At 42.9% G+C, this 24,367-nt stretch carries 22 protein-coding genes and 1 pseudogene; 12 read left to right on the forward strand and 11 right to left on the reverse strand.

Features of this window, described 5'->3' with window-relative positions; translation table 11 throughout:
* Positions 1-69 precede the first annotated feature (69 nt).
* From QSH61_RS09415 to QSH61_RS09425, 3 genes are all read right to left on the reverse strand, one after another.
* Positions 70-1,218, reverse strand: coding sequence for a 5-(carboxyamino)imidazole ribonucleotide synthase (locus QSH61_RS09415; protein ID WP_206472954.1), 1,149 nt, complete (start codon positions 1,216-1,218; stop codon positions 70-72).
* A gap of 1 nt (position 1,219) precedes the next feature.
* Positions 1,220-1,702, reverse strand: coding sequence for a 5-(carboxyamino)imidazole ribonucleotide mutase (gene purE, locus QSH61_RS09420; RefSeq protein ID WP_102056812.1), 483 nt, complete (start codon positions 1,700-1,702; stop codon positions 1,220-1,222).
* A gap of 132 nt (positions 1,703-1,834) precedes the next feature.
* Positions 1,835-2,041: a hypothetical protein gene (locus QSH61_RS09425; RefSeq protein WP_010604774.1), complete on the reverse strand. Its 207-nt coding sequence runs from the start codon at positions 2,039-2,041 to the stop codon at positions 1,835-1,837.
* A 129-nt stretch (positions 2,042-2,170) separates the two neighbouring features.
* Here QSH61_RS09425 and QSH61_RS09430 point away from each other — a divergent pair, with 129 nt between their 5' ends.
* Together QSH61_RS09430 and htpX are read left to right on the forward strand one after the other, a co-directional pair.
* Positions 2,171-2,695, forward strand: coding sequence for a TetR/AcrR family transcriptional regulator (locus tag QSH61_RS09430; RefSeq protein WP_010604775.1), 525 nt, complete (start codon positions 2,171-2,173; stop codon positions 2,693-2,695).
* A gap of 147 nt (positions 2,696-2,842) precedes the next feature.
* Entirely contained in the window at positions 2,843-3,703 is an 861-nt protein-coding gene (gene htpX, locus QSH61_RS09435; protein WP_206472955.1) for a protease HtpX, read from the forward strand.
* Positions 3,704-3,747: 44 nt separating this feature from the next.
* Here htpX and QSH61_RS09440 read toward each other — a convergent pair whose 3' ends face one another.
* Positions 3,748-4,227, reverse strand: coding sequence for a GNAT family N-acetyltransferase (locus tag QSH61_RS09440; protein ID WP_206472957.1), 480 nt, complete (start codon positions 4,225-4,227; stop codon positions 3,748-3,750).
* A gap of 115 nt (positions 4,228-4,342) precedes the next feature.
* Between QSH61_RS09440 and QSH61_RS09445 the strand changes: the two genes are divergently transcribed.
* Positions 4,343-4,546: a hypothetical protein gene (locus QSH61_RS09445; RefSeq protein WP_010604778.1), complete on the forward strand. Its 204-nt coding sequence runs from the start codon at positions 4,343-4,345 to the stop codon at positions 4,544-4,546.
* Between the two features lie 187 nt (positions 4,547-4,733).
* Complete coding sequence (locus tag QSH61_RS09450) at positions 4,734-6,239, forward strand: hemolysin (protein ID WP_206472959.1); 1,506 nt, start codon at positions 4,734-4,736, stop codon at positions 6,237-6,239.
* 247 nt (positions 6,240-6,486) lie between these two features.
* Here the strand turns inward: QSH61_RS09450 and bioD are convergent, their stop codons facing one another.
* Genes bioD through bioB form a run of 4 tightly spaced genes read right to left on the reverse strand, consistent with a single transcriptional unit; the run spans position 6,487 to position 10,144 of the window.
* On the reverse strand, positions 6,487-7,182 hold the full coding sequence (bioD, locus tag QSH61_RS09455; protein WP_206472961.1) for a dethiobiotin synthase: 696 nt from the start codon (positions 7,180-7,182) through the stop codon (positions 6,487-6,489).
* Positions 7,179-7,958 (reverse strand): methyltransferase domain-containing protein, encoded by a 780-nt coding sequence (locus tag QSH61_RS09460; protein ID WP_206472963.1) that lies wholly within the window; start codon positions 7,956-7,958, stop codon positions 7,179-7,181. The genes bioD and QSH61_RS09460 overlap by 4 nt, the downstream gene beginning before the upstream one ends.
* A complete protein-coding gene (locus QSH61_RS09465) occupies positions 7,955-9,097 on the reverse strand; it encodes an aminotransferase class I/II-fold pyridoxal phosphate-dependent enzyme (protein WP_206472965.1) in 1,143 nt (380 codons plus the stop codon). Before QSH61_RS09465 ends, QSH61_RS09460 begins: the two co-directional genes overlap by 4 nt.
* A gap of 3 nt (positions 9,098-9,100) precedes the next feature.
* Positions 9,101-10,144, reverse strand: coding sequence for a biotin synthase BioB (gene bioB / locus QSH61_RS09470; RefSeq protein ID WP_010604783.1), 1,044 nt, complete (start codon positions 10,142-10,144; stop codon positions 9,101-9,103).
* 148 nt (positions 10,145-10,292) lie between these two features.
* On the opposite strand from bioB, the gene bioA reads away from it, so the two are divergent.
* The 3 genes from bioA (at position 10,293) to QSH61_RS09485 (ending at position 14,718) form a co-directional block, all read left to right on the forward strand.
* Positions 10,293-11,582 carry an adenosylmethionine--8-amino-7-oxononanoate transaminase gene (bioA, locus tag QSH61_RS09475; protein WP_174168854.1) on the forward strand — a complete coding sequence of 430 codons (1,290 nt, stop codon included), beginning with the start codon at positions 10,293-10,295 and terminating at the stop codon, positions 11,580-11,582.
* A 188-nt stretch (positions 11,583-11,770) separates the two neighbouring features.
* A complete protein-coding gene (locus tag QSH61_RS09480; RefSeq protein WP_102056818.1) occupies positions 11,771-13,108 on the forward strand; it encodes a KamA family radical SAM protein in 1,338 nt (445 codons plus the stop codon).
* Positions 13,109-13,746: 638 nt separating this feature from the next.
* Positions 13,747-14,718, forward strand: a complete 972-nt coding sequence (locus QSH61_RS09485; protein ID WP_206472967.1) for a transposase — start codon at positions 13,747-13,749, stop codon at positions 14,716-14,718.
* A 234-nt stretch (positions 14,719-14,952) separates the two neighbouring features.
* On the opposite strand, the gene QSH61_RS09490 is transcribed toward QSH61_RS09485, so the two are convergent.
* The 3 genes and pseudogenes from QSH61_RS09490 to QSH61_RS09495 form a co-directional block, all read right to left on the reverse strand.
* Positions 14,953-15,687: a hypothetical protein gene (locus QSH61_RS09490; RefSeq protein ID WP_206472969.1), complete on the reverse strand. Its 735-nt coding sequence runs from the start codon at positions 15,685-15,687 to the stop codon at positions 14,953-14,955.
* 317 nt (positions 15,688-16,004) lie between these two features.
* Positions 16,005-16,236 (reverse strand): annotated as a pseudogene (locus QSH61_RS24420) (IS91 family transposase); the annotation flags it as partial.
* A gap of 262 nt (positions 16,237-16,498) precedes the next feature.
* Complete coding sequence (locus QSH61_RS09495; RefSeq protein ID WP_026000942.1) at positions 16,499-16,933, reverse strand: AAA family ATPase; 435 nt, start codon at positions 16,931-16,933, stop codon at positions 16,499-16,501.
* Positions 16,934-17,161: 228 nt separating this feature from the next.
* On the opposite strand from QSH61_RS09495, the gene asnS reads away from it, so the two are divergent.
* The 5 genes from asnS to QSH61_RS09520 all read left to right on the forward strand — a co-directional run bounded on the left by asnS (position 17,162) and on the right by QSH61_RS09520 (position 24,241).
* Positions 17,162-18,559 carry an asparagine--tRNA ligase gene (gene asnS, locus QSH61_RS09500; protein ID WP_010379069.1) on the forward strand — a complete coding sequence of 466 codons (1,398 nt, stop codon included), beginning with the start codon at positions 17,162-17,164 and terminating at the stop codon, positions 18,557-18,559.
* A gap of 279 nt (positions 18,560-18,838) precedes the next feature.
* On the forward strand, positions 18,839-19,849 hold the full coding sequence (locus QSH61_RS09505) for a heme-binding protein (RefSeq protein WP_010604792.1): 1,011 nt from the start codon (positions 18,839-18,841) through the stop codon (positions 19,847-19,849).
* 545 nt (positions 19,850-20,394) lie between these two features.
* Entirely contained in the window at positions 20,395-20,805 is a 411-nt protein-coding gene (locus tag QSH61_RS09510; protein WP_248298727.1) for a hypothetical protein, read from the forward strand.
* 70 nt (positions 20,806-20,875) lie between these two features.
* On the forward strand, positions 20,876-23,269 hold the full coding sequence (locus QSH61_RS09515; RefSeq protein WP_206472971.1) for a TOMM precursor leader peptide-binding protein: 2,394 nt from the start codon (positions 20,876-20,878) through the stop codon (positions 23,267-23,269).
* Positions 23,270-23,278: 9 nt separating this feature from the next.
* A complete protein-coding gene (locus QSH61_RS09520) occupies positions 23,279-24,241 on the forward strand; it encodes a Gfo/Idh/MocA family oxidoreductase (RefSeq protein ID WP_206472973.1) in 963 nt (320 codons plus the stop codon).
* Positions 24,242-24,367 lie beyond the last annotated feature (126 nt).

A 24,367-nucleotide genomic window follows, 5' to 3' on the forward strand; every position in this document is an offset into this window, starting at 1 on the left:
AACTCAATAGTTATCAGAAGCTTAGGTTTTTAGTTAACAATGGACCTTTTTTGCTAAAATACAGTAGTACTAATTCAAAATTAATTGCTGAGCGGTTTCCATAACCCCAGGGTAGTCTGCTTTAGGCAAGATGTCAGCAAGCTCTGCCAGTGCTTCACCTAACTTATGCAGTGAGTCAGCTGAAACATTGATATGCCCCATTTTTCTGCCCGGTTTCGCATCTTTGCCATACCAGTGACTGGTTGTCCCCGGAACAGCAAGAACTTGCGATGGAATGTGACTTTGCCCTAAAACATTAATCATCGCGGTTGGGCGAAGCAGCCTTGTATCACCAATCGGTAAACCGGCAACGGCACGAATATGGTTTTCAAACTGGCTTACATGGGCACCTTGTTGAGACCAATGTCCTGAGTTATGTACCCTAGGCGCTATTTCATTAACCAATAATTGACCTTCAACATCGAAAAACTCAATAGCAAGTACACCAACATAATCGAGTGCATTCGCAAGTTTCGCAAATGCGTCTTCCGCTTGCGATTGAATATTGGCTTTCTCTTTCCCGGCAATTGATAAGGTCAGTACACCATTGGTATGCTGGTTTTCAGTCAACGGATAAATTTTACATTCGCCATTTTTTGCTCGCACACCAATAATCGACACTTCACGGTCAAACGGTATCATTTTTTCAGCAACGATAGAGTGAGGCTGTGCTTCAGTGCCTGCTTGCAAAAACTCGGACATTTCGGCCCAAGTACTATCTATTTCAGACTCTGATTTAACTCGCCATTGCCCTTTCCCATCATAGCCTGCCTGACAGGTTTTAACGACCAAAGGCATGCCTAACTCATCAATCGCTGTGAGAAAATGCGCTTTATCCGTAATGATTTTGAAAGGAGCACAAGGAACAGATGTTTTATCTAGTAGTGCTTTTTCTTTCGCGCGATCACCACCGGTGGCGATTGCTTCTGCGCCAGGATAAAACTTACCGCTTTGTTCGCAAAGCGCTAAAACATCATGTGGAATATGTTCAAATTCGGCAGTGATGGCATCAGCATTGTCAATGGCTTGCTGTAATGACTCTGGTGTTGTTGCAAAAGTAACGGGGTTTATTACCGTTTGACTGCCAACATCATAAGCCAACACTTTTATATCAAGATGAGTTGACGATAGACTCATCATACGGGCTAATTGTCCCGCCCCTAAAACAAGAATATTCATGTTATTTCGCAGGATCTGGATTAGCTAATACCGTTTCTGTTTGTTCTTTTCTGAACGCTTCTACTTTTGCAAAAACCTCAGGCTGCTGACAACCTAAAATTTGAGCAGCTAGCAAACCGGCGTTTGCAGCACCAGCGTCGCCAATCGCTAACGTACCTACCGCAACACCTTTAGGCATTTGGCAAATTGACAGTAATGAGTCCACGCCATTTAGCGTTTTTGATTTTACTGGAACGCCAAGTACAGGCAGACTTGTAAATGCTGCCGCCATACCTGGTAGGTGTGCAGCACCGCCAGCACCGGCAATGATAACTTTGATCCCACGTTCTGCTGCTGTCGAAGCATAATCCGCTAAAAGCTGTGGAGTACGGTGAGCTGAAACCACTTTAGTTTCATAATCAATACCAAATTTATCTAACATTTCAGCTGCATGTTGCATTGTAGGCCAGTCTGATTTTGAGCCCATAATGATGCCAACGGTCATAATAATTCCTCGACTAATTTTGAACGATACAGGGCTAAGGTCCTTCACACCTTAGCTGCGGGCATTATACCTGAGTTCGTCTTTAATGCGAAGAATCAACTTATTGCAATTATCACGCGATGACACCCTGAGTTATTTAGACACTATCAATTCTTCAATACTTAATGCTTTAGCACGGTTAAAGTGAGAGAAAAACGTTTTAGGACCCATAATTAAGCATAGCACCGCGAGACCACCTGGGATCAGCACAATTTTTAAAGCTGGGCCAAGAATATAGCTGTAAAAAAAGATAAAAGGGATGAATAGAATGTATCCGATGAATAAGCTCAAATATTGCATAACAACTCCTATTGAAATTTAATGAGCACGCTCAATTATAATAATGAGCGCGCTCATTATTTGCAAACTTTATCTCTTAAATAATCTGGAACTGTGCTACACTCTCTTCGCAAATAAAAAGGTAACCATATGAAAAAAAGAGAAATTACGTACAATAAAATTCTCAGTGCTAGTTGGCAGCTTTTTCAAGACAATGGTTTTGAAAACACCACTACTCGGCAAATTGCCCAAGCAGCAAACGTGGCAACGGGAACGGTTTTCTCTCACTTCCCCACTAAGCTCGACATGCTCAAAGTCGCAATGCATAACCAAATAGATGAACTAATTAATGAAGCGAAAACATCAGATGAGCAGCATAGTGCCAGCTTAAAGTTACGCCACTATGCAAAGTATTTATTTGCTTTTTATCTTAGCAATAGAGATTTCAGTAAAGAGCTGCTTTGTGGGATTATTTGGCATAGCGAATTCTTTAAGGGGCAACTCAATTTGTTCAAACACTTGTTATTCAGTGAGCAGGAATACAATGAGTTGAAAGCAACCGTTATGATGGACTGCTACTTTATGACCTTATTAGAAGGGTTAAGCAATGAGCATAGTTCTGTTGACCAGATGCTGCATTCTCTATCTCAGAAGTTGAAACTGGTTAATCAATAAATTGTATGATGTGTTCTTTATTGAATATTCATACGAATTTACTTGTGCTTTTGAACTTCTGACCATATAAAGCATCTAGGACTAGTGTAATAAGCAAGTGCTTGGGAAAAGTTACTTAGTTCCTTATTTTTGTCTAACGAGGTCAAAATGAAACGCGTCATCTTATTCCTTATCACTAACTTAGCAGTAATGCTTGTGTTAGGAATTGTGTTATCTATCTTAATGTCTGTGTTCGGTATTTCTAGCCGAAGCTATACAGGCATTATGGTTATTGCTGCCGTATTTGGATTCGGTGGTTCTTTTATCTCTCTTTACATGTCTAAGTGGATTGCAAAGAAATCAACAGGTGCCCATGTTATTGAGCAACCACGAAACGAAACTGAACATTGGTTAGTTTCTACTGTCGCAGAGCAAGCTAAAAAAGCAGGAATTGCGATGCCAGAAGTTGCGATTTACGACAGCCCTGAAATGAATGCGTTCGCAACCGGGCCGAGTAAAAATAACAGCTTAGTTGCTGTGAGTACTGGCCTACTCCACAACATGAATCAAGACCAAGCAGAGGCAGTGCTTGCGCACGAAGTGTCGCACGTTGCAAATGGCGACATGGTTACACTTACCTTGATCCAAGGTGTTGTAAATACCTTTGTTATATTCTTCGCTAAAGTATTGGCGGGTATTGTTGATAACTTCTTGAATGGCGATGAAGAAGAGTCAGGTGGAAGCTGGACATATTTTATTTTTGATATGATATTCCAGATCCTCTTTGGTATTTTGGCTTCTGTTGTTGTCGCTTACTTTAGTCGTAAACGAGAATTTGCAGCTGATAAAGGTGCAGCGGATTTAGTCGGTGCGCAAAAAATGCGTTCAGCACTAGAGCGTTTGAAGCACAACCATGAATCGCAATTAGAAGGCTCAATGATGGCTTTTGGTATTGCTTCAGGTAAGTCTATTGCAGACTTCTTTGCTTCTCACCCGCCACTTGATGAAAGAATTAAAGCACTTTCGTAACTCTTTTCACATTCATACTAGGGCAACGATTAAGTTGCCCTTTTTTATAGCTCAATTTTATACAGATTATTTCCAACAGCGCTAAACCCTATACGCTTGAGTAGGTTTAATGAACGGTGATTATCAGCCGATACATGCGCCAAAACCACATTGAGCTCAAACTCAATCTGGCTTTTGTTTGCAAATAGACAACGTAAAGCTTCAAACATCACGCCTTTACCCCAATAATCAGGCATTAATTCATAGCCAATATGTAGGCCCTCAATATCACCGTCTTCGTGATAGAAACCAATACATCCAATCACCGCTTTAGTGCTTTTACACACGAGGCAAAAACGACCACCTATACCTTCATATTGACGCTCAATATCCATTTGGATCATGCATTTAAGGTCTACTTCAGTGAGGTTATCGCCGTAATCGTTATACGCTTTTACCTGCGGTAAATTAAGTAACGCTAATAACTGCGGATTATCTTTGTGCCTTATGGGCCTGATGACTAGCCTTGGTGTTTCAAATTCCATAAAATGCTCAGGTCTAAGTATCTGCCGCAATGGTAGCACTTATTGCAGCACATATACCTTTCAATATTATGATCGCTTGCATTGCTTTATAATTTAGCATTTTTGGAGAATGAATATGAGTCAAGAGTTCACCGTTATCCCACCAACGACGAAGGTTTACTGCCCAGAGAGAGGTGAAGGCTGGACTTTAACGGGCATTACAGGGATCGATGAAAATGCATCAGTGATGTTTTCTGGCGTACGCTATACCATCTCAGCAAAAGAAATTGTTGAGTCATTATTGCCAAACTTTAAAAATAGGCAAGAATCAAATAATTAGTACTTTTTAACTATTTTACTGTTGTAAAAGTGTAAATTATGATCAATTATAGCGCTAGATTGCAAAGTCAATAATGGAAGCGCCCGCCTTAAAGGATTAAGTCATCGCATTGAGTTGGACTCAATTGCGAAGACATTGCTTTGTGTTGTTTTAAGTTACAGGACGTACACTTTTTAGGGTTCCTGCTATGTTAAAAGCATCACTCACAACACTTGGTTTACTCTCAACATTACTTTCCACATACACCTATGCAGATAGTTGCCCAGGTCAGGTTTTTGGTATTAACGCTGGCCGCGGCGATATTGGTATTTTGTTTGGCCTAGATGAAGGTGCAGGACAAGCCAGCGCCAATAGTTTAGCCGCTTTTAGTTCGGCAGCACTCGCCTATGATACTAGCAGTGCGCGTTGGTACTATGCATCCGCACCAAGGCCAATCGATTATAAAGTTGATACCAGTCATCTAAACTTACCAGCTGACGCAGATATTCCCATTGAAGGTAAAAAACATCGCTATGTTCAACTGGCATATTTTGATGGAACCTCTCATACCATAGTCGGTAGAACGGCTTATTTGGTGGGATTGGCATATGACAGCACAAACGATAGACTCATTGGAACGAGTTACGATTCTATTTACAGCATAGATAAAAACACAGGCGACGCGACTAAGCTCTCGGATCTCCCCTCATTGGCGGGAAAATACCGCGGCGATCTTGAGTTTTATAATGGTCGCTTAATCCTAGTCACGAGTGCAGCCGTTTACCAAGTTAATACCAACGACTTTTCTGTGACTAAATTATCTGATCACGACCTAACTGCCGTTACAGGGGCAAGCCTTAATAGTAACGGAGAGCTTATTATCAGTCGCGTTATCATTAATGACGCCGGACACACCAACAAAAGTGCGATTTATAAGTTAAACCCTGATACAGGAAGCACCTGTTATATCAATACATTACCAATACGAGTAAATGACCTTACATATAACCCAAATGGTAGCAGTACATGCTATACCGTTACTGGTTGCGGCGGCACACCAACCCCTCCTTCGCCACCGTCTTTTACGTTAACGAGTATTGAAAACACGGTTTATGAAGGAAGTACCCTTAGCTATCAAATTACCTTAAGTAAAGCCTTCGAGCAGGACGTCAGCTTTTCGGTGGCGGTCAATGATGTGACAACGCAATCAGATGACTACGTAGCACCATCTACTTCATTGGTAATACCTGTGGGCAGCACAACAGCTACCATTCAAATAGCAACAATAGACGATGCCGAGTACACTGGCGATCGGGAACTCTCTTTGAGCGTAACAGGCGTGAGCAATACCTCAGGCAATGAAACCCTATCGGGAAACATACTCGACAATGAAACCGCATGTGTGCCTGACAACTACACGCGGATCAATTACGCGTTCGTCAGAGAAGATTCGTTATTCAATAACGACTGGGGTATCAAAGTAAACGGCCAGTATATTAAATTGCTTGATGAATACGGCAGTGCCGGCAGCTATGACATCCTTCAAGGACAATCATTTACCTATGTGCTTGCAATTGATGGTAACAGCAATGCTCTATCAACCAAGTACCAAGTTGCAGGTACCAATCAACGTTGGGAAGATGAAAACGATAATGATTACAATGACTTTGAGGTCAGTGTGACAACACAAACCATTCAAAAAGGTTGTAACTAACAGACTCAAAGCGGCTTACTACCTTTAGAAGCCGCTTTGTTTAACCTGAACTCGGGATAAGAAGTTAGTTAATCCACTAAAATCACTAAGTTCAAAAGCGTAATATCACTCTAGCCAGAAGTTATTTCTTAATACAAGGCAAATTTGTGCGTCAATAGCTGGCCTATTGCAAGCAAATTTAACGCAGTAGTAAGGAATAACAGCTGCTAGAGAACAAATTGTTATCCCGAGTTTAGGTTATTTAATACTAACTGGTACCTGATTTTAGCTCAAACAACTCTAATAACGCTGAGCGAAGCTGTAGCTTTGGTGTGCCCTCACTGTAAGGCGCTGTTGCAAGCAGCGGACAGTCTAGACGAAGCTTTAAACTTTCAAGGTTTTCTTCAAACACAGACATCTCAGGGTCAATCTGGTTTGCAATCCACCCCACCAGATTCAGTCCTTTTTGCTTGATAGATTCTGCCGTTAAAAACGCATGATTCAAACAACCTAGCTTCATGCCAACCACTAAAATAACGGGAAGTTGTGCTCTGACGACCCAATCATACAGATATTCGTTGTCGTTAATGGGCAATGCCCAGCCACCTGCACCTTCACATAATATATACTCAGCGCCTAGTTGCTGAATTTCACTAAAGCGCTCATGTAGCTTATCGACTGTGATGTAAACATTTACCTGTTTTGCTGCAATATGCGGGGCAATTGCTGGTGCAAAACAAAATGGGTTAACTTGCTCGTAAGTACCGTGCACCGTCGCAGCTTCCATTAAACTGATAGCATCGACGTTCACTAGTTCACCAAATGCCTCTTCAGCATCCGCCGCAATCGGCTTAAAGCCAAAAGCCTTTTTGCCGTGCTTAGCCAACAGTTTCAGTAATAAAGTAGAAATATAGGTTTTACCTACTTCTGTGTCGGTCCCAGTTACAAAATATGCTTGATTCATTTCCTTAACTCCAAAAATCCGACTTGATAACTGACATCAAAACCATTTTCACTCTCAGGGTAGCTACTCAGCAGCTGAGCGTAAGCTGATTTGCCTAACAAACCTTGTCGACGAGAAGCGGTTTTTACATCGTTGGCACCGATATTTTTTACCGAGCGCAACGCCTTTAACGGTGTGTCATAACTATCAATCAATAACGCTTCATCCGCCCAAGTCACTGCGAATCCGGCTTGTAGAGCAAAAGATTTAAGTGCCAACAGCGAATAAAATGAATTGATATGGCCACACTCATCGATGGCTCGCCATGCGCTATCGATTTCGTTTAACGAGCCGTCAAGCACTGAGCTTAGCAACACTCGTCCTTCTTTTTTTAGTACTTCATACAACTGCGCAAACAACGCTTGCGGGGAATTAGACCACTGAATTGCAAAATTACTAAAGACTAAGTCGATACAATTTGACTGAATAGCGAGTTTATCCATATCACAGCAAACACTATTTGTCGTATTTTCAGCACTTGCCAACATAGCCAAGCTAAGATCCGCTCCAACATAATGATTCGTGAAGGCGTTTAATCTATGAAAGTTTTCATGTGGCCCGCATCCTAAATCGAGCAACCTAGGAAACATACGCACCGCACCAAGCTCGCTATTTTGCTGTGTTAAACGTGAAAAGAGTACATCTGCGGCCTGTTTTTGTACGTTGGCGTGTTGAGAGTATGATTGCGCGGCTTTTGAAAAGCACTTTGCTGTTTGCGTCTTTTGTGCTTTGCTCATGCTCCCTCCACTAAGGCCGAAACTAAATTGTCTATATCTTCGTGACTGTGCTGTGCCGTTATTGTTATTCGCAATCGTGCGGTATTTTGCGGAACCGTTGGTGGCCTTATAGCCCCAACCCAAAGTCCCTTTTCCTTAAGTTTATGTTGCGCCGCTAATACATTTTCGCTGCTACCATACACAAGAGGCTGTATGGCCGTATCACTTGGAATGGGAGATAAGTTGGTTTGTGCAACTAACGACTTAAAATAGTCGATGTTTACTTGTAATTTGTGTCTCGCTTCAGATGCAGCAAGCAATTTATTCAACTGGCATAATGCAACGCTTGCCATAATAGGCGACAACGCCGTTGTATAGATAAACTCACGATTAAATTGCGTCATGTAATTTATCACATCATGACTTGCTAATACCGCAGCTCCTTGACAGCCCATCGCTTTGCCAAAGGTGATCACCAAAATTTCAGGTTTAATGCCGCTTTCAATCGTGCCAAGTCCTTGCGCTCCCACAACGCCAAACGCATGAGCGTCGTCGACCATGAGCCACGCAGAATGAGACTTAGCCAGCACACTGATTTCAGATATCGGCGCTTTGTCTCCATCCATAGAAAACACCCCTTCAGTCACAATGAGTTTACTGTCGGCTTTGGTTTTTTCTAATCGAGACCTTAAGTGCGTCAAATCATTGTGATTAAAGCGAACAAACTTAGCGCTACCCGCTAAACCACCGTCTAACAGGCTGGCGTGGTTGAGCTTATCTTGGAACACCGCAGCGCTTAATTGCTTTTCTTGGGGCGTGAACAATGCCTTTAACACACTGGTATTAGCGGCAAAACCGCTTGGAAATAACAGTGCTGCATCATAACCCAAAACGCTGCAAAGCTTATCCTCTAGCTGACGGTGAATATCAAGATAACCCGTAACAAGCGCCGAACTACGGCTTCCGGCTTCAGTGCATGCGAGAGCGTTAAATTCCAACGAGTCTGCAAGTCCCAGGTAGTCATTGCTGGCAAAGTTAATATATTGCTGATCAGCAATTTTAATTCTACTTGCAGAGGCCTTTTCAACCACAATGCGTTTTCTTAGCAACCCTTCAGCGTGACGAGCTGCTAAGGCAGATTGAATATACTCAAACGACATTGATTAGTTGGCTTCGTAAAATAGCTCTGATGTCGCCTTGTCTGCAATTGCAGAGCTTAACGATGCCTCATAGGCCTCATCCGAATAATCTTCACGTTTTTCAGGGTTCATCCCAAGTTTTCTGATGAGATTCATATCGGCGTCTGCTTCCGGGTTTTCCGTGGTTAATAGCTTATCACCATAGAAAATTGAGTTAGCGCCAGCGAAGAAACACATCGACTGCATCTGTTCATTCATTGCCGTTCTACCTGCAGATAAACGCACGTAACTGTGTGGCATCATGATGCGCGCAACCGCAATAGTACGGATAAACTCAAAGTGATCGAGATCATCAACATTTTCAAGTGGCGTGCCCTTAACCTTAACAAGCATGTTAATCGGTACACTTTCTGGTTGTTTTGGCAGGTTTGCTAATTGGATCAGCAAGCCATAACGATCAGATGCCTGCTCTCCCATTCCTACAATACCACCAGAGCACACTTTCATTCCTGCATCTCTTACGTGATCAAGGGTATCGAGTCTGTCTTGATAAGTTCTTGTCGTGATAATCTGCTCGTAGTATTCAGGTGAGGTATCCAAATTATGGTTGTAATAATCCAGGCCCGCTTCTCTTAGCGTGTGCGCTTTTTGATTATCCAGTTTACCCAAAGTCATACAGGTTTCTAGACCTAGCTCTTTAACTTCTTTCACCATTTTGGCGATATAAGGCATATCTCTGTCTTTTGGATCAGACCAAGCGGCGCCCATACAAAAACGCGTCGCGCCCTTTTCTTTCGCCAACTTAGCTTGAGTTACAACCTTTTCCACTTCCATCAAACGCTCTCGTTCAAGATCAGTTTTGTAATGACCTGACTGTGGGCAGTATTTGCAATCTTCAGGACAGGCACCCGTTTTGATAGACAGCAAAGTGGAGATTTGAACTTCATTGGGATTGAAGTGTTTGCGGTGAATACTTGCTGCATAAAAAAGTAAGTCGTTAAAAGGCATGGTGAACAGTGTTTTTACTTCTTCATGTGTCCAATCGTGTCTTAGCGCGCCTAATTCCATATTTTCATTCTCTTTTTATTCTTGCCTAAATTTACAACACGAGTATTTTCTAGTGATTAAATTTAGCGCAGTCAAACTGACGGTGATTGGCTTAGTCTACTTCTTAGCTTAGTATTGTCAACGTTACATGCGCCCACAAGGTTTACAAATGAGTAATAAACAGACAATCGATATTGAATTTGATCGCAAGCATATATGGCACCCTTATACATCGATGATTGACCCTCTGCCCGTCTATCCAGCCGCAAGAACATTCGAGAACAAAATTGAGCTTGAAACTGGCGAAACTCTCATTGACGGTATGGCATCCTGGTGGAGTGCTGTGCATGGTTATGGTCATCCAGAAATAATCACGGCGATAAAAAATCAAGCAGACACGATGAGCCATGTCATGTTTGGGGGGCTAACTCATCAGCCTGCCGTGGAGTTATGCAAACTACTTGTGGAGCTAACCCCAGCCCCACTTAATCGAGTATTTCTAGCCGACGGTGGCTCAGTCAGTGTTGAAGTTGCAATCAAAATGGCGATCCAATATTGGTTGAGTAAAGGCAAAAAGAACAAAACCCAAATAATGACAGCCAAAAAAGGCTATCACGGTGATACATTCGCGGCGATGAGCGTTTGCGACCCTGTGAATTCAATGCATGCCATGTACCAAGGCTTTTTACCTGAGCAAGTGTTTGTCGATGCCCCTAAAAGTGAGTTTTACGGCAGCCAAAGCCAAGATGAACTTAACACGCTAGAAACCGCATTTGCTGCTCATCATGAAAAGGTCGCGGCATTTATCATCGAACCGATAGTACAAAATGCAGGCGGTATGAACTTCTACCACCCTGAATATCTCAAGGCGATTCGAGCGCTATGCGATAAGTATGAGGTGCTACTAATTTTAGATGAAATTGCGACTGGATTTGGCCGTACAGGTAAAATGTTTGCCTGTGAACACGCAGGGATCTCACCGGATATTATGTGTGTTGGCAAAGCGCTTACTGGCGGAAACATGACGCTCGCGGCCACTTTGGCAACAGAAGATGTGGCTTTGGGTATTAGCCAAGGCGAAGCGAAAGTGTTAATGCACGGACCAACTTTTATGGGAAACCCGCTAGCGTGTGCTGCCGCAGTTGCTAGTCTCACTATCTTAAAGCGCCAAGAAACAATGGCCAATATTGAACGAGTCGCGAGCGCGCTTAACGCACTCAAGCGCTGTCTTAATCTAAATGCAGTAATAGATGTCAGGGTTCTTGGTGCGATTGGCGTGGTGGAAGTGGAAAGGGTTGTTGATGTTGCAAAAATCCAAAAATTCTTTATTCAGAAAGGTGTCTGGATAAGACCATTTGGCAAGCTAATTTATATTATGCCGCCTTATATCACCTCAAATGAAGATATTGAATCACTCATTGACGCGATTTATATTGCCATTGACGGCGAACACTTCTAAAACACAATAAATTTGGAATTAGGTCTATTTCATGACCTAATTCTAACAATGCAATCTAAAATCATGGCGCATAATCAATAAAATTACGTTATTTCGAACTTTCCTCGCTTTGTACCTGAAATGACATCAATGGTATGTTACCATGCTCGCTTTTATCATTAGCAAATGAGAAAAGAGACATATTATCTATGCAGCAAACCGTCAAATTGCAGCCAGCTGAAGCTTATCAGCCCCCTCGTTTTACTGTTTACCAACACCGCCAAATTGATAAGATTGAGCAATTGGATAAACTACCTGAACACCTTCGCTTTCAAATGAAAGTCGTCGCCAACGTGTTTCCTTTTCGCGTTAATAACTTTGTCATTGAAGAGCTCATAGATTGGGACAAAGTGCCTAATGACCCTGTTTTTCAATTAACTTTCCCACAGCGCGGTATGTTGGATGACGAGTCATACGAGCAAATGGCCAACTTGTTAAGTCGTGAACATACACCAGAAGAAGTGTTTAACCTCGCAACCAAAATTCGTCAAAAGTTAAACCCGCACCCAGCTGGTCAAATGGAAAAAAATGTTCCTGAGTATGAAGGTGAACGCGTAGACGGAATCCAACACAAATATAAAGAAACAGTGTTGTTTTTCCCGTCTCAAGGACAATACTGCCACTCATATTGCACTTTCTGCTTCCGCTGGGCGCAGTTTGTTGGAAAGGCAACTCGCTTCAATAATAACGACGCCGAGCTGCTCCACAACTACTTAGCCGAACACACTGAAGTGACCGATCTATTGATGACTGGTGGCGATCCTATGGTAATGCGCACCGTTAAATTGCGTAAATACCTAGAGGCGCTAAAAGAACCAAGGTTTGACCATATTCGTACCATCAGGATCGGTACTAAATCTCTCACTTTTTGGCCTTTTAGATACGTCACCGATCCAGATGCACAAGAGCTGTTAGCCTTACTAAAAGAGCTGGTTGATGCCGGAAAGCATGTGTCAATCATGGCGCACGTTAACCACAAACAAGAACTGCGTACTGATGTCACACGTGAAGCGATTAAACTCATCCGCAAAACAGGTGCACAGATCAGAACACAAGCACCGCTTTTAAATAATATAAACGTAGACGCTGACATGTGGGCTGACATGTGGAAAGAGCAAACACAGCTTGGCATGATCCCCTACTACATGTTTATCGAGCGTGATACCGGCGCTAAGCGTTACTTTGAAATCCCGTTACATAAAACGTGGGAAACTTTCCGTGAAGCTTATAAGCAAGTCTCTGGTGTGAGCCGCACAGTTCGAGGCCCTTCAATGAGTGCAGGTCCTGGAAAAGTTGAAGTGTCTGGCGTAACCGAAGTCGCGGGCGAAAAAGTATTTGTGCTGCGCTTTATTCAAGCTCGAAACCCTGACTGGGTGCAGCGTCCATTCTTTGCCAAGTTCGACGAGAATGCCCACTGGCTGGATGACTTAAAACCTGCATTTGGGGAAGAAAAATTCTTCTGGCAGGACGAGTACGACGCCATGTAAATGTGAAAATATCAAAAAAGCCAGAAAATACTGGCTTTTATTTTATCTGGCGCATTTAAATAACCTAGTGCTTGAATAAGATACGAGCTAACTCATTGCTTTTAAAATCACAGTGAATTATTTCCTTATCTAGCCAGATAGTTTTGCAGATAACTGGCTACTAAAAGCATTAATTTGAATAAGTCTTAACTATATCTATCAGGTTTGAGTACTAGAGCTTAATCAAATATGACTATCGCTTAAGGGCCAAATTCGGCGGTTCAACAGCAACATCATATCTTAAACCTAATTGCGATAACGGACACTCGACTGACTCGTATTTGGACAAAACGAGTTGGGAGAACGTCTGTATTAGGTGAGTTTCGCATAACAATTTCTATGGCGCGAAGTTAATAGCCTTGTTAGTAGCTATGTCCAAAGCGCCCACCTGATATGAATTAAACGAATCAGCATCTGGTTTTCTTCTTGATACTTTTCTTCGCTACAAGGATTATCATCTTCCTCATAAGATTGCCACCAAGCATACAACGCTTCTAGTTCCTTCTTTACAAATCGCTGACACCCACCTCTAATTTGCACCTTCCTAAAATACCACCTAAGCTTTAGCTCTGCACTCAATGGATTGAGGAAACCAAACTATGGCAACTGCCCGTAAAAGACAAATCAGTTTAACCGACACCAAATATTATCACTGTATCTCCCGTTGCGTCAGGCGCGCATTTCTCTGTGGCGAAGATAAATTTACTGGTAAATCATATGAACACCGCCGTGATTGGGTTGAAGAAAAGCTCTTGATGTTGGCTTCCATATTTTGCATTGATGTTTGTGCTTATGCCGTGATGAGTAATCATACTCACATTGTTTTATATGTTGATGACAAAAAGGCGAAACGTCTGTCGGATGAAGCAATTGTGATGCGGTGGCACAAGTTGTTTAAAGGCAATTGGATAAGCCAAAAATTTACTGAAGGTGAGCCACTCAATGAGTCGGAGCAATTGATGCTAGATGAGCTGGTTGATAAGTACAGGGGAAGACTAGCGGATATTAGTTGGTTTATGCGGGTGCTTAACGAAGACATCGCCCGCCGAGCAAATATAGAAGATAACTGTACAGGCCGATTTTGGGAAGGACGATTTAAATCCCAAGCATTACTGGATGAAGCAGCACTGGCTGCTTGTCTCGCTTACGTAGACTTGAACCCCATTAGAGCCAAAATTGCCGCAACGCCTGAAACCTCAGACTACACCAGCATCAAAAAGCGAATTGACCATGCGAAATTAAGTAAACAGCCAAAAAGCCTACTACGATTTGCTGGCAGCCCACGAAAACATATGCCAAAAGGACTGCCTTTCGAGCTCAAATCCTATATTGAGTTGGTTGAACTCACAGGCCAATGTATTCGCGCCGACAAGCGAGGCTATATTAACGAAGCACAACCCATACTCTCTCGACTAAATATCGAACCGGAGAACTGGATAAAACTCACTACGCAGTTTTCACGGGTATTCCACGGTGCCGTTGGCCGAGAGCGAACAATAACCGCTTACTGCGAAACACTGCAAAAACGACGACGGACAAACCTAACAAACTGCGAGCGCTTGTTGGCTTAGCAAGACTCACATTCTCAACTCTAGAATTTCATACTGCTGTATTTACAGCGCTTTGTCGTGCACGATAACCCAGTTTTAGTGTAGCTATACGCTTACCCGCCAAAGGTCGCCCTATCTAAGAACGCTTTTGTCTATATTCTTTTAGTGTTTCCGCACGCTTTAATCTCACTTTGCCAGCATAGATACAAATAACGGTGGGTGTCATCAATGATAATCAGGTGTCATCAATGATAATCAATCAGCAGATACGTTTGCGGTCTGCTGGGTTGATTTGTTATCTTCACGTTCTGCCTCTCCAATAAGTTTTCCCAACTCAATCATATTTCTCAAATAGGCCTGCATTTTTTCTTCAACGAATAACTTTCTGAATAATTCGTAATTAGGCTGCCGAGTCAAAGAATCACCACATCCAGCAGCAAGTAACCCTCCAAATGAACCAGATTGCCGCATATCCTCAATTAGTTGCACGACATCTCTAGAGATAATCTCGCTATTCTGAAGCGATGCCTTCTCCATAATACTCATTCCCTTCGATGTAAATTGGCAAGTAAGTGTGGCGAGGTTTTTATCCCCATATTGTGGGATTTTTGACAATTTAGAAAAGTCCACTTCAGCAAACTTTGAAAGTAGGCCGACATTTAATATTCTTTGTAACTCAACAACATTTCTTTGCCGTTTTTCACCACTGACCTCCCAATCTAGTAGCATGAATGGGGTTGCAACCATGCCCCAGCCTATCCTTACATCTTTCAATGCAATGGACTGGTAAACTTCTTTAGTCAAATGATCGTCAACGGATTTATATATATTGATAGATATACCCAGCGTTGCGACAGTTGCCGCGACCCACCCGACCTTAGTGATCTTCTTCAAGCCTTGTCGTTCACTATGATAGGTGTCTCCAAGAACAGCGGTAATCGCACCGATAAAGGTAAATACATGACCTAGTGTTGTGAGTAAAATATCCATCTTTAACTCCTTGGAGAAGATAACATTTTAGTATTTATGCGACACGCAGTTTGTGTTGCATAATCGCTTGTTGGACTGAGCAGCTCCCCGTTCGATGTATCATAGGAATTTGCTTTCTATAGACATTAGCCAAATCATTTAGTTTGAACAGCTAATCTATTATTAATGAAGCTTTCCCTGCATTGCTCAGCGCTTATTATGTATTCATTACACCTAAATTTGCCTTAATAAGCAATTATATTTTTTACGCGTACAAAGGCCGCTAGCCTGAGCAATTAAGTAGGTTAACTAATTGATTTTAATTAGCTATCTAGCTGCTAACTCTTTCGGTCTACTTTGCTCGGTGTTGCATCTAACTTAATTACGCCAATTAGCCGCAAGATACCTGTTCGACAATGTTGACAAGGCCAATGCGGTATCAGTGTCACGTTTTCTGTCTTTGGCCTCTTTGCTCTGCGTGTGTACGATGCCAGCAACCTTATCAGCCTAACTTTCGCTTACGACATGCATTGGCTAAAAACCGTAATGCCGAATACGCATTCGGCCCTTTAGACAAAGTATCTACACTCATGTTTTACAGCAAGACGCAAAACGCTGTTATTAACCCTTTGAGCAAAATTTTCTAGCTTATTTTGGGCAGGAATGAGTTAACTAACCGGCCGCTATGTAAAATAAGGCTAACATTGACGACCGTCTCTTGTTTGCTCTAAGGTGAAGTCTAAACCCACTCTTTTTAACTGTAAGATCGGATACGATACTACCCTGTTTTACATGTGCGAGCGTTGTTAGGGTTACTCTACCCTATACTTGATCACCATTCGAAAAGGTGGGCCATTTTTGAAATTGTTTTCAAGCCAATGCCATGGCTATTACGCTTGGCATATAAGTGCTGTAGGGATTTATCTTTAATTTCACCGACAATGACTTCTTTCACTTGATAACCCATTGCCACAGCAGCTGACGCATAAGCAACAAACTCCCATTTCTTGATATTGGTGTTATCAACAACGACCAAAGGGATACCTTCAGCTAAGGCGTTAATAAACCGGGCTAAGTTTAAGTTGTGATATTCTGAAAGGCGTTGTTTTTCAAAATGATACTCGCCGTTTTCATTAAGAAAATAATCATCGGTTGAACAGATAAAATACTGTGTTTCATCGCCGGAGACTAGGTCGTCGGCTAGCGTTTGCGCATAATGCGATTTTCCAGAGCCAGGTAGACCCCTCAAAATAAAAACTTGTTTCATCGAGTTTTGAACGTCACTGTTAGTATTAATAAAGCTATTTTTATCATCGAACATTCATAATGCCACAGTCCGACTGTTTTTTCATGGCTTTTACTCATTCTTTTCAGCCCAGTTTTTTGCATTTCAGTGTTTTTTTATTTGTCCATCGCAGGTAAGATACGGCTTACATGACGATAAGACACTCTGTCTTTTAATTTACAAATAAAAAATAAATCATTTGGAGTAAAGATGAGCCACACAGCGATAACGGAGCTACTAGCAGGCACCGTTGCGGTTGACAGCCAAGTAACAGTAAAAGGCTGGATCCGTACACGACGTGATTCAAAAGCAGGTATTTCATTTCTAGCCGTTCATGACGGTTCTTGTTTTGACCCTATTCAAGCCGTAGTCCCTAATTCGCTGAATAATTATGACGAAGTGACTCGTCTTACTGCTGGGTGTTCAGTAGCGGTGACTGGTGTGCTTGTACAATCACAAGGTCAAGGTCAATCTTTTGAGATCCAAGCGAACAGCGTTGAGGTATTAGGCTGGGTTGAGAATCCAGATTCATACCCAATGGCTGCAAAACGCCACAGTATTGAATACTTACGCGAACATGCGCACCTTCGCCCTCGCACTAATGTTATGGGCGCGGTTACGCGTGTACGTAACTGTCTTGCACAAGCTATTCACCGTTTTTATCATGAGCGTGGCTACCAGTGGATCAGCACGCCTATCATTACCGCAAGTGACTGTGAAGGCGCAGGCGAGATGTTCCGTGTATCTACACTTGATATGAACAACCTACCACGCACAGACAAAGGCGATGTAGACTATTCAGAAGACTTTTTTGGTAAAGAAGCATTCTTGACCGTATCGGGTCAGCTTAACGGTGAAACATACGCCAGTGCCCTTTCAAAAATCTATACTTTTGGTCCAACATTCCGTGCTGAAAACTCAAACACTTCTCGTCACTTAGCAGAGTTTTGGATGGTTGAGCCTGAAGTGGCATTCGCCGACCTTAACGACATCGCAGCGCTTGCAGAAGACATGTTGAAGTATGTGTTTAAAGCAGTACTTGATGAACGTCGTGATGATATGGAGTTTTTCGCACAGCGCATCGAAAAAGATGCCATTACTCGCCTAGAATCATTCATCGATAAAGACTTTGCTCAGGTAGATTACACAGATGCTATCGAAATTCTAAAAGCATGTGATAAAGAGTTTGAATTCCCTGTTGAGTGGGGCGTCGACTTACAATCAGAACACGAACGTTACCTTGCTGAAGTACACTTTAACGCACCAGTAGTTATCAAAAACTACCCTCGTGATATCAAAGCATTCTACATGCGCCAAAACGAAGACGGTAAAACCGTTGCTGCTATGGACGTCGTTGCGCCTGGTATTGGTGAAATCATTGGTGGCTCACAGCGTGAAGAGCGTTTAGATGTGCTAGATGCGCGTCTTGAAGAGATGGGCTTAAACAAAGAAGATTACAGCTGGTACCGCGACCTACGTAAGTATGGAACAGTGCCTCACTCAGGCTTTGGTCTTGGCTTTGAGCGCTTGGTTGCTTATGTTACTGGCATGGGCAACGTACGTGACGTTATTGCCTTCCCTCGTACTAAAGGCAGCGCGACTTACTAAAACGTCACAAACTCAGCTTTGCTAAAAACGCTCCCTTTTATGGGAGCGTTTTGCATTGTGCGTTTAGAGAGCTCTCATGATAACGTCAGCACTTTACTATAGTTGTACCAACATAGCGCTCACCCGAGTTCAAAGAACCCTACCAATTCAAACGCCTAAGCATTCGAATGCACAACACAGCCCTTAATGTAATGTGATGTAATCGATTAATTTGCATAACCATACTTAAATTAAACACCGAAAACACTTTATTAACAAACCTTTTAAAGGGAGTTTTTTATGTTTAATACTGTCACCAATCAGCAAGCAAAAGCCACAGCAGATCACCTACAAGCTGCACTGCAACCTAACAAGCAAGGTTTTGTCCCAGATTACAATATACCTTTACTCGCAACAGGAGGAGGAAATAGCCAGCCAGAAACCCTCAGCGCACTTGGGCCATTGGCAGATCTCATCGGCACTTGGGCAAGCGCTCGTTTTGCGGGATTTAACGTCATGCCGCTGCCGCAAGAAACTGCTCCAGAAGGGGTTATATTATTTAATTTCCCTTACTACGAGGTGATCACCTTTAGCGCCACACAAGGAAAAGTAGTAAATCGAGGTGGCGATTATCAACAAAATAGTTATACGATCTTTTATGAACAACGTGTATTTTTTGCCGACGGTGACAAGAAAGACCAACTTGTGCATGCTGAAAATGGCACTTGGCTCAATTTAGCCACCACCAATCAAGGTTCAGGTAAATACAACCGCCCTCCTTATATCCCCGCTCCTTCAGGTGGAGCAAACGTGCCAATACAAAATCCAGAGCATGCGATAGTCAAACAGGTTTCAATTCCACACGGTAACTCAATTTTAGCACTTGGAAATCATCACTTTGTCGATGGTCGTCCAGAAATTCCCATTGCCAACACGCTGCCGCAACCAGAAACTAAGGCAGGTACTGCCATTGCGGGTTTGTATGGAGAAAACTCACCGAGTAATCCAAATATCAATCCGAATATCGTGTTAGAACAACAATTGCTAGTTAACCAAGCATATAACCCTATCACTAAAACGGATATTTTGACCGTTAACAGTGACAATGATGGATTAGTTTCAAGTATCCCATTTTGTAAAAACCATGTAGACGTTCCAAACTTTTCTACCACTTACTGGATAGAAAGGTTATCCAGTGGCGCGTTGCAACTGCAATACACACAGAATATTTCGCTACAGTTTAACAACACCAAAAACAGCAAACTACTGTTTCCCCACATTACTGCAAACACCCTGTTTAAGGTGGGATAGCGATACTAGGATTTCGCTTAGGTTCAAAATATAAGTTGATATCTACACAGTGTAGTTAGTCAGGTCTCAACCTTGTTGTTATTTGCCATGGCGAATTTAGCGGTGTCTATCGCCCGGCACCAAACATCAACCTAAAGCCATGACTTTGGTCATAAAGGATTTGAAAATGAGTAATGACGTTAAAGATCTTCAGGTTCAGCTCACAGAGCTAAGTTCAAAAGTTAAAGAATTAGAAAAGCAATATTCTGAGCAGCAAGCAGAGGGAGTACGTAAATGCGACGCTTGCGCCCTTACGTGCAGTCCTTGCTATTTATGTACTCCTTGCACTCCATGTACTCCATGCTCGCCTTGCACAAACTGCCTCCCTTGTGTTGTCAATTTCTGTAACTGCTGCCTTCACTGTCAGCCTACTGCTACGCCAGAATCTGCATCACTGCAATGTCTACAGTGTCAACCTTCAGGGGGCGCTAGCGCTCAATGCGCACAAAGCATACAGTGTGTTCCTTGCATCGTTTCGTTCTGTGTAACCTGTCAGCCTGCGCAGTGTGTTACTTGCCAGCCAACACAATGTGTTTTATGTCAACCGCAGTGTGTTACTTGCCAGCCAACACAATGTGTTTTATGTCAACCGCAGTGCGTTCCTTGCCAACCAACACAATGTGTTTTATGTCAACCGCAGTGCGTTACTTGCCAGCCAACACAATGTGTTTTATGTCAACCGCAGTGTGTTACTTGCCAGCCAACACAATGTGTTTTATGTCAACCGCAGTGCGTTACTTGCCAGCCAACACAATGTGTTTTATGTCAACCGCAGTGCGTTACTTGTCAGCCGACACAGTGTGTGTTGTGTCAACCCTCAGTTAATCACTTTCAAGGTGCACAATTGTGTGCCGGAAGTAACCCAACATACCAATGTTATACCTGTACACCAGGTCCAATCTATTGCTGTATGTTGAGTGCAGTTCAAGGATAAAGACATTAGTGAAGCCTCTTTATCGGGGCTTCCATAACTTACAGAGGATGCATATGAATAAAGATAAAATAAGGCTATCACCTGCCGCAAGTATCTTACCTAACGATGAGGGAGTATTGTTACGCTCTGATCTTGGAGACTTTCAACTCCACGGAAAAGACATAAGTACTTTTGTTGACGACATTATTCCTTTATTAAATGGTGACTTTGGCCTCGATGAGATCGCATCACAAATAACGCAATACTCTAGCGCTAGTGTTGAGCAATTATTGCACTTATTGGAGCAAAAAGGTCTCATTGAACGCGTTGTTATCAACTCAACCTCAGCTCCTTGGCCTGAACAATACCGCTTTATTAACGCGTGGCAAAATGAGGCAAAGCGTGACCCTCGAACACTCCAGAATAACCGTATTCTGTGTATAGGGTTAACGCCTTGGGCGATGCCTATGCTAGAAGAGCTGTTAAATGCTGGCGTGGGGTATATTCATATTCTTGATGATGCTAATTGTACTAACCAAAGTGGCTATTATCATCATGCAGTTAATCACCTGCCAAGTAATACTACAACGGTCGATGCCTTCACAGACTACCTAAAGCAACGCTTTGTTCACTCAGAAGTTAGTGCACAAACTGCCGAACTGAACTCCCCATTAGATGAAGTTATTCTTCAAAACTGGGATCTGGTTGTTATTTCTCTGCCATCGGACTCGCTCAGTGCGCATACCAACATCGCCACGCATTTAGCTAAGCTTGCACTACCTACTTTTTACGTCTCAATTGATGGACTAACCGGGCATGTAGGTCCATATGTTACCAATCAAGGCGGTGGATGCTGGAACTGTTTACGGCTGCGAAAACTTGGCACCGCAATAAATCCGCAAACTGCACACAAGATTGATGAGATCACGAATAAAGCACATTCCGGCGCTCGAGCCCATTCAATTTTAAGTAGTATGTCAGCATCAATCGCAATGCAGGCTGCAACTGATATACAAACCATTTTGTTACAGTACACGCAATCTGTGCTGCAAAATACTACCAGAACAACCAATTTGGTTAGTGGAGAAAGCTCGCTCCACCCTATTATTCCAGTCCCTGAATGCGCAGTATGCTCTGGCCCTAGCGAACAAGATATCTCTTCCTGCAATAAGGCGTTACCAGCCATTTCTGAATTAGAGACAGTTGAGCAATTTAAAACAATGATGCGAGGTTGGGTTGACCCTGAATTTGGCGTGATAAAACAACTAACGGGCCATGCCCCCCACTTGCCTGAACTCCCTGTCACCGCATCTGCAAGCCTAAGTAGTTTTACAAGTGGTAAGTTTGATCCGAGAACACAAGGCCAAGTTGGTTCAGGCAAAGGATTAGACTCGCTTTCAGCTCATATTAGTGCCGTGGGTGAAGCGCTTGAACGTTATTCAGCAGCGAGATACGATATTCGTAACTGTCGTTATGCCACGGTAAATCAACTTCAAGGAGACTATGTAAACCCAGCAGATCTGGTCCTCTATTCTCCCGAGCAGTATGCAACACCTGGATTTCCCTTTAGCAAATGGCGAAGTAAACAAAAAATTCATTGGGTTGAAGGCAATTGGATTGGTACAAACCGCGCTACTTGGGTCCCCGCTTTAGTGAGCTACTTTAATTTTAGTTGCCCTTATGAAGAACAATTCAGTCAAGTTTCTTCCAATGGCTTAGCGGCAGGTAAAGATAACGAAGATGCGGCTATCAGAGCCTGCTTCGAACTCATTGAAAGAGATGCAATGATGCTTACCTGGTACGCCCAACTCCCTTGTACTAGATTAAATGCCGACTCCTTGCTAACTGGCAAGTTGAAGCTCATGGTAGAGTCAATAACACAACAAGGCATCGCGCTGGAGTTGTACCTTCTCGACGTCGGCATCCATATCCCAACGGTGGTTTGCCTTGGTCTAGGCGATGGCATCACCACGCCTGCGGTATCAGTTTCATTAGCAACCCATGACAACATCAATGTGGCTGTCACCAAAGCATTATTAGAGCAAGGTCATGTTATGCCCTATCTTTGCAGCCTAATGCAGAGTGGGCATAAAGCTCCACAAATCGTAGAACAGGTCAGGACGTTAGAAGATCATGCCGCGTTTTATTTCTCTAACGCGCACTTATCCACCTTTAACTTTATGAGACAGCCTAAATCTGAAGCTAAACCGCTATCATGCTGGCCTTATCCTACTCTTGAGGGAGCCGCAGATCTAAGACAGCGCATTACCAAAGCGGGGGTTGATATTGCCATTGTTGATGTCACTGCTTCAGACGTTGCATTAAGTCCATTTAGAGTGGCTCGAGCTGTTGGTGTTAATATGCAGCCCATTCACTTTGGCGAACAATTCAAGCGCATTGACAACCCAAGATTGCATAAACTCTTGGCTGGCCGCGCGGTTAACTTGTATCCACACCCCATTGCATAAGGACTCGCTATGAAAGTTTTAGTATGCGGAACCAATTACGGTGCTACTTATATTCGGGCATTACAATTTCAAAATACGGGATTGATGCTCAGTGGCATATTGTCAACTGGTAGTCTTCGCTCAACACAGTACGCTCAGTCCTTTGCCGTACCACATTACACCAATGCAGAGCAGATAACAGACAAACAAGTGGATATTGCTTGTGTGGCTATCGCTGGCGATGCCGGTATTGAGATTACTATCGCACTATTAGAAAAACATATCCATGTAATTTGTGAACATCCAATTGGGCCGACCTCGATGGCACAGGCACTAGCAGCTGCCAAAGCTAATGGTGTTAGATTCTGGGTGAACGCCCATTTCGCTGATCTGTACCCTATTCGCTCTTTCTATGACAACTACTTCAGTGCCGCAGCACATGGCCAATGTATGCATCTAGACCTCGCCGTCAACCTCAGGACACTATATTCGGGACTGGATTTAATTTGTCGTCTATTTACCGACGAAGTTGATGTGGCAGTTGCCATTCAACCCAAGGCTACTCCGAGTGCGTTTGCTAGTATTTTGCTACAACGCGGGACAATGTCCATTTCGCTGCTTTGTCAAAACTTTGCGTCTGAGTTTGATGATGGCTCAGCAACATTTATCAATCATAGAGTCTCAGCCATATTTAACCATGGCACATTACTGCTAAGCGATACTTATGGTCCATTAACTTGGTTACCATCACCTATCACTATGTCTAGTAAAGAGTGGCGAAGCCACTACCTGCTGGAGCAACATGCGTTTACGGTGAATGAAATAATGACATTGCGCGATAAAGCCAACTTAGCCGTACTTGAACAATTTAAAGCCGTGATCTATGGCGACAGCGTCTGTCCCCATTTTCAAACACCTGACTACCTAACTGCATTAGCCAAGCTTTGGGAGAATGTGTATTTAGTATTGAATGGAAGCAATGAGGCGGGTTAAAGAAAATATGTCGAAAAAGTAATAACAGCTAGCGTAGCTCAGTGACCCATTTTGAGGCGATAAAATCTTGTCGATAGCACAGCTGTGGGCAAGGTAGCGACGTCTGTGTCAGCAAGGTAAAAGTTT

Origin of the sequence: Pseudoalteromonas sp. JC3 (assembly GCF_030291895.1) — a bacterium.
Lineage (GTDB): Bacteria > Pseudomonadota > Gammaproteobacteria > Enterobacterales > Alteromonadaceae > Pseudoalteromonas.

Excerpts from the sequence above, each read along its gene's own strand:
- QSH61_RS09415 (WP_206472954.1), bottom strand. The coding sequence starts at position 1,218 with ATGAATATTCTTGTTTTAGGGGCGGGACAATTAGCCCGTATGATGAGT.
- purE (WP_102056812.1), bottom strand. The coding sequence starts at position 1,702 with ATGACCGTTGGCATCATTATGGGCTCAAAATCAGACTGGCCTACAATG.
- QSH61_RS09425 (WP_010604774.1), bottom strand. The coding sequence starts at position 2,041 with ATGCAATATTTGAGCTTATTCATCGGATACATTCTATTCATCCCTTTT.
- QSH61_RS09430 (WP_010604775.1), top strand. The coding sequence starts at position 2,171 with ATGAAAAAAAGAGAAATTACGTACAATAAAATTCTCAGTGCTAGTTGG.
- htpX (WP_206472955.1), top strand. The coding sequence starts at position 2,843 with ATGAAACGCGTCATCTTATTCCTTATCACTAACTTAGCAGTAATGCTT.
- QSH61_RS09440 (WP_206472957.1), bottom strand. The coding sequence starts at position 4,227 with ATGGAATTTGAAACACCAAGGCTAGTCATCAGGCCCATAAGGCACAAA.
- QSH61_RS09445 (WP_010604778.1), top strand. The coding sequence starts at position 4,343 with ATGAGTCAAGAGTTCACCGTTATCCCACCAACGACGAAGGTTTACTGC.
- QSH61_RS09450 (WP_206472959.1), top strand. The coding sequence starts at position 4,734 with ATGTTAAAAGCATCACTCACAACACTTGGTTTACTCTCAACATTACTT.
- bioD (WP_206472961.1), bottom strand. The coding sequence starts at position 7,182 with ATGAATCAAGCATATTTTGTAACTGGGACCGACACAGAAGTAGGTAAA.
- QSH61_RS09460 (WP_206472963.1), bottom strand. The coding sequence starts at position 7,958 with ATGAGCAAAGCACAAAAGACGCAAACAGCAAAGTGCTTTTCAAAAGCC.
- QSH61_RS09465 (WP_206472965.1), bottom strand. The coding sequence starts at position 9,097 with ATGTCGTTTGAGTATATTCAATCTGCCTTAGCAGCTCGTCACGCTGAA.
- bioB (WP_010604783.1), bottom strand. The coding sequence starts at position 10,144 with ATGGAATTAGGCGCGCTAAGACACGATTGGACACATGAAGAAGTAAAA.
- bioA (WP_174168854.1), top strand. The coding sequence starts at position 10,293 with ATGAGTAATAAACAGACAATCGATATTGAATTTGATCGCAAGCATATA.
- QSH61_RS09480 (WP_102056818.1), top strand. The coding sequence starts at position 11,771 with ATGCAGCAAACCGTCAAATTGCAGCCAGCTGAAGCTTATCAGCCCCCT.
- QSH61_RS09485 (WP_206472967.1), top strand. The coding sequence starts at position 13,747 with ATGGCAACTGCCCGTAAAAGACAAATCAGTTTAACCGACACCAAATAT.
- QSH61_RS09490 (WP_206472969.1), bottom strand. The coding sequence starts at position 15,687 with ATGGATATTTTACTCACAACACTAGGTCATGTATTTACCTTTATCGGT.
- QSH61_RS09495 (WP_026000942.1), bottom strand. The coding sequence starts at position 16,933 with ATGAAACAAGTTTTTATTTTGAGGGGTCTACCTGGCTCTGGAAAATCG.
- asnS (WP_010379069.1), top strand. The coding sequence starts at position 17,162 with ATGAGCCACACAGCGATAACGGAGCTACTAGCAGGCACCGTTGCGGTT.
- QSH61_RS09505 (WP_010604792.1), top strand. The coding sequence starts at position 18,839 with ATGTTTAATACTGTCACCAATCAGCAAGCAAAAGCCACAGCAGATCAC.
- QSH61_RS09515 (WP_206472971.1), top strand. The coding sequence starts at position 20,876 with ATGAATAAAGATAAAATAAGGCTATCACCTGCCGCAAGTATCTTACCT.
- QSH61_RS09520 (WP_206472973.1), top strand. The coding sequence starts at position 23,279 with ATGAAAGTTTTAGTATGCGGAACCAATTACGGTGCTACTTATATTCGG.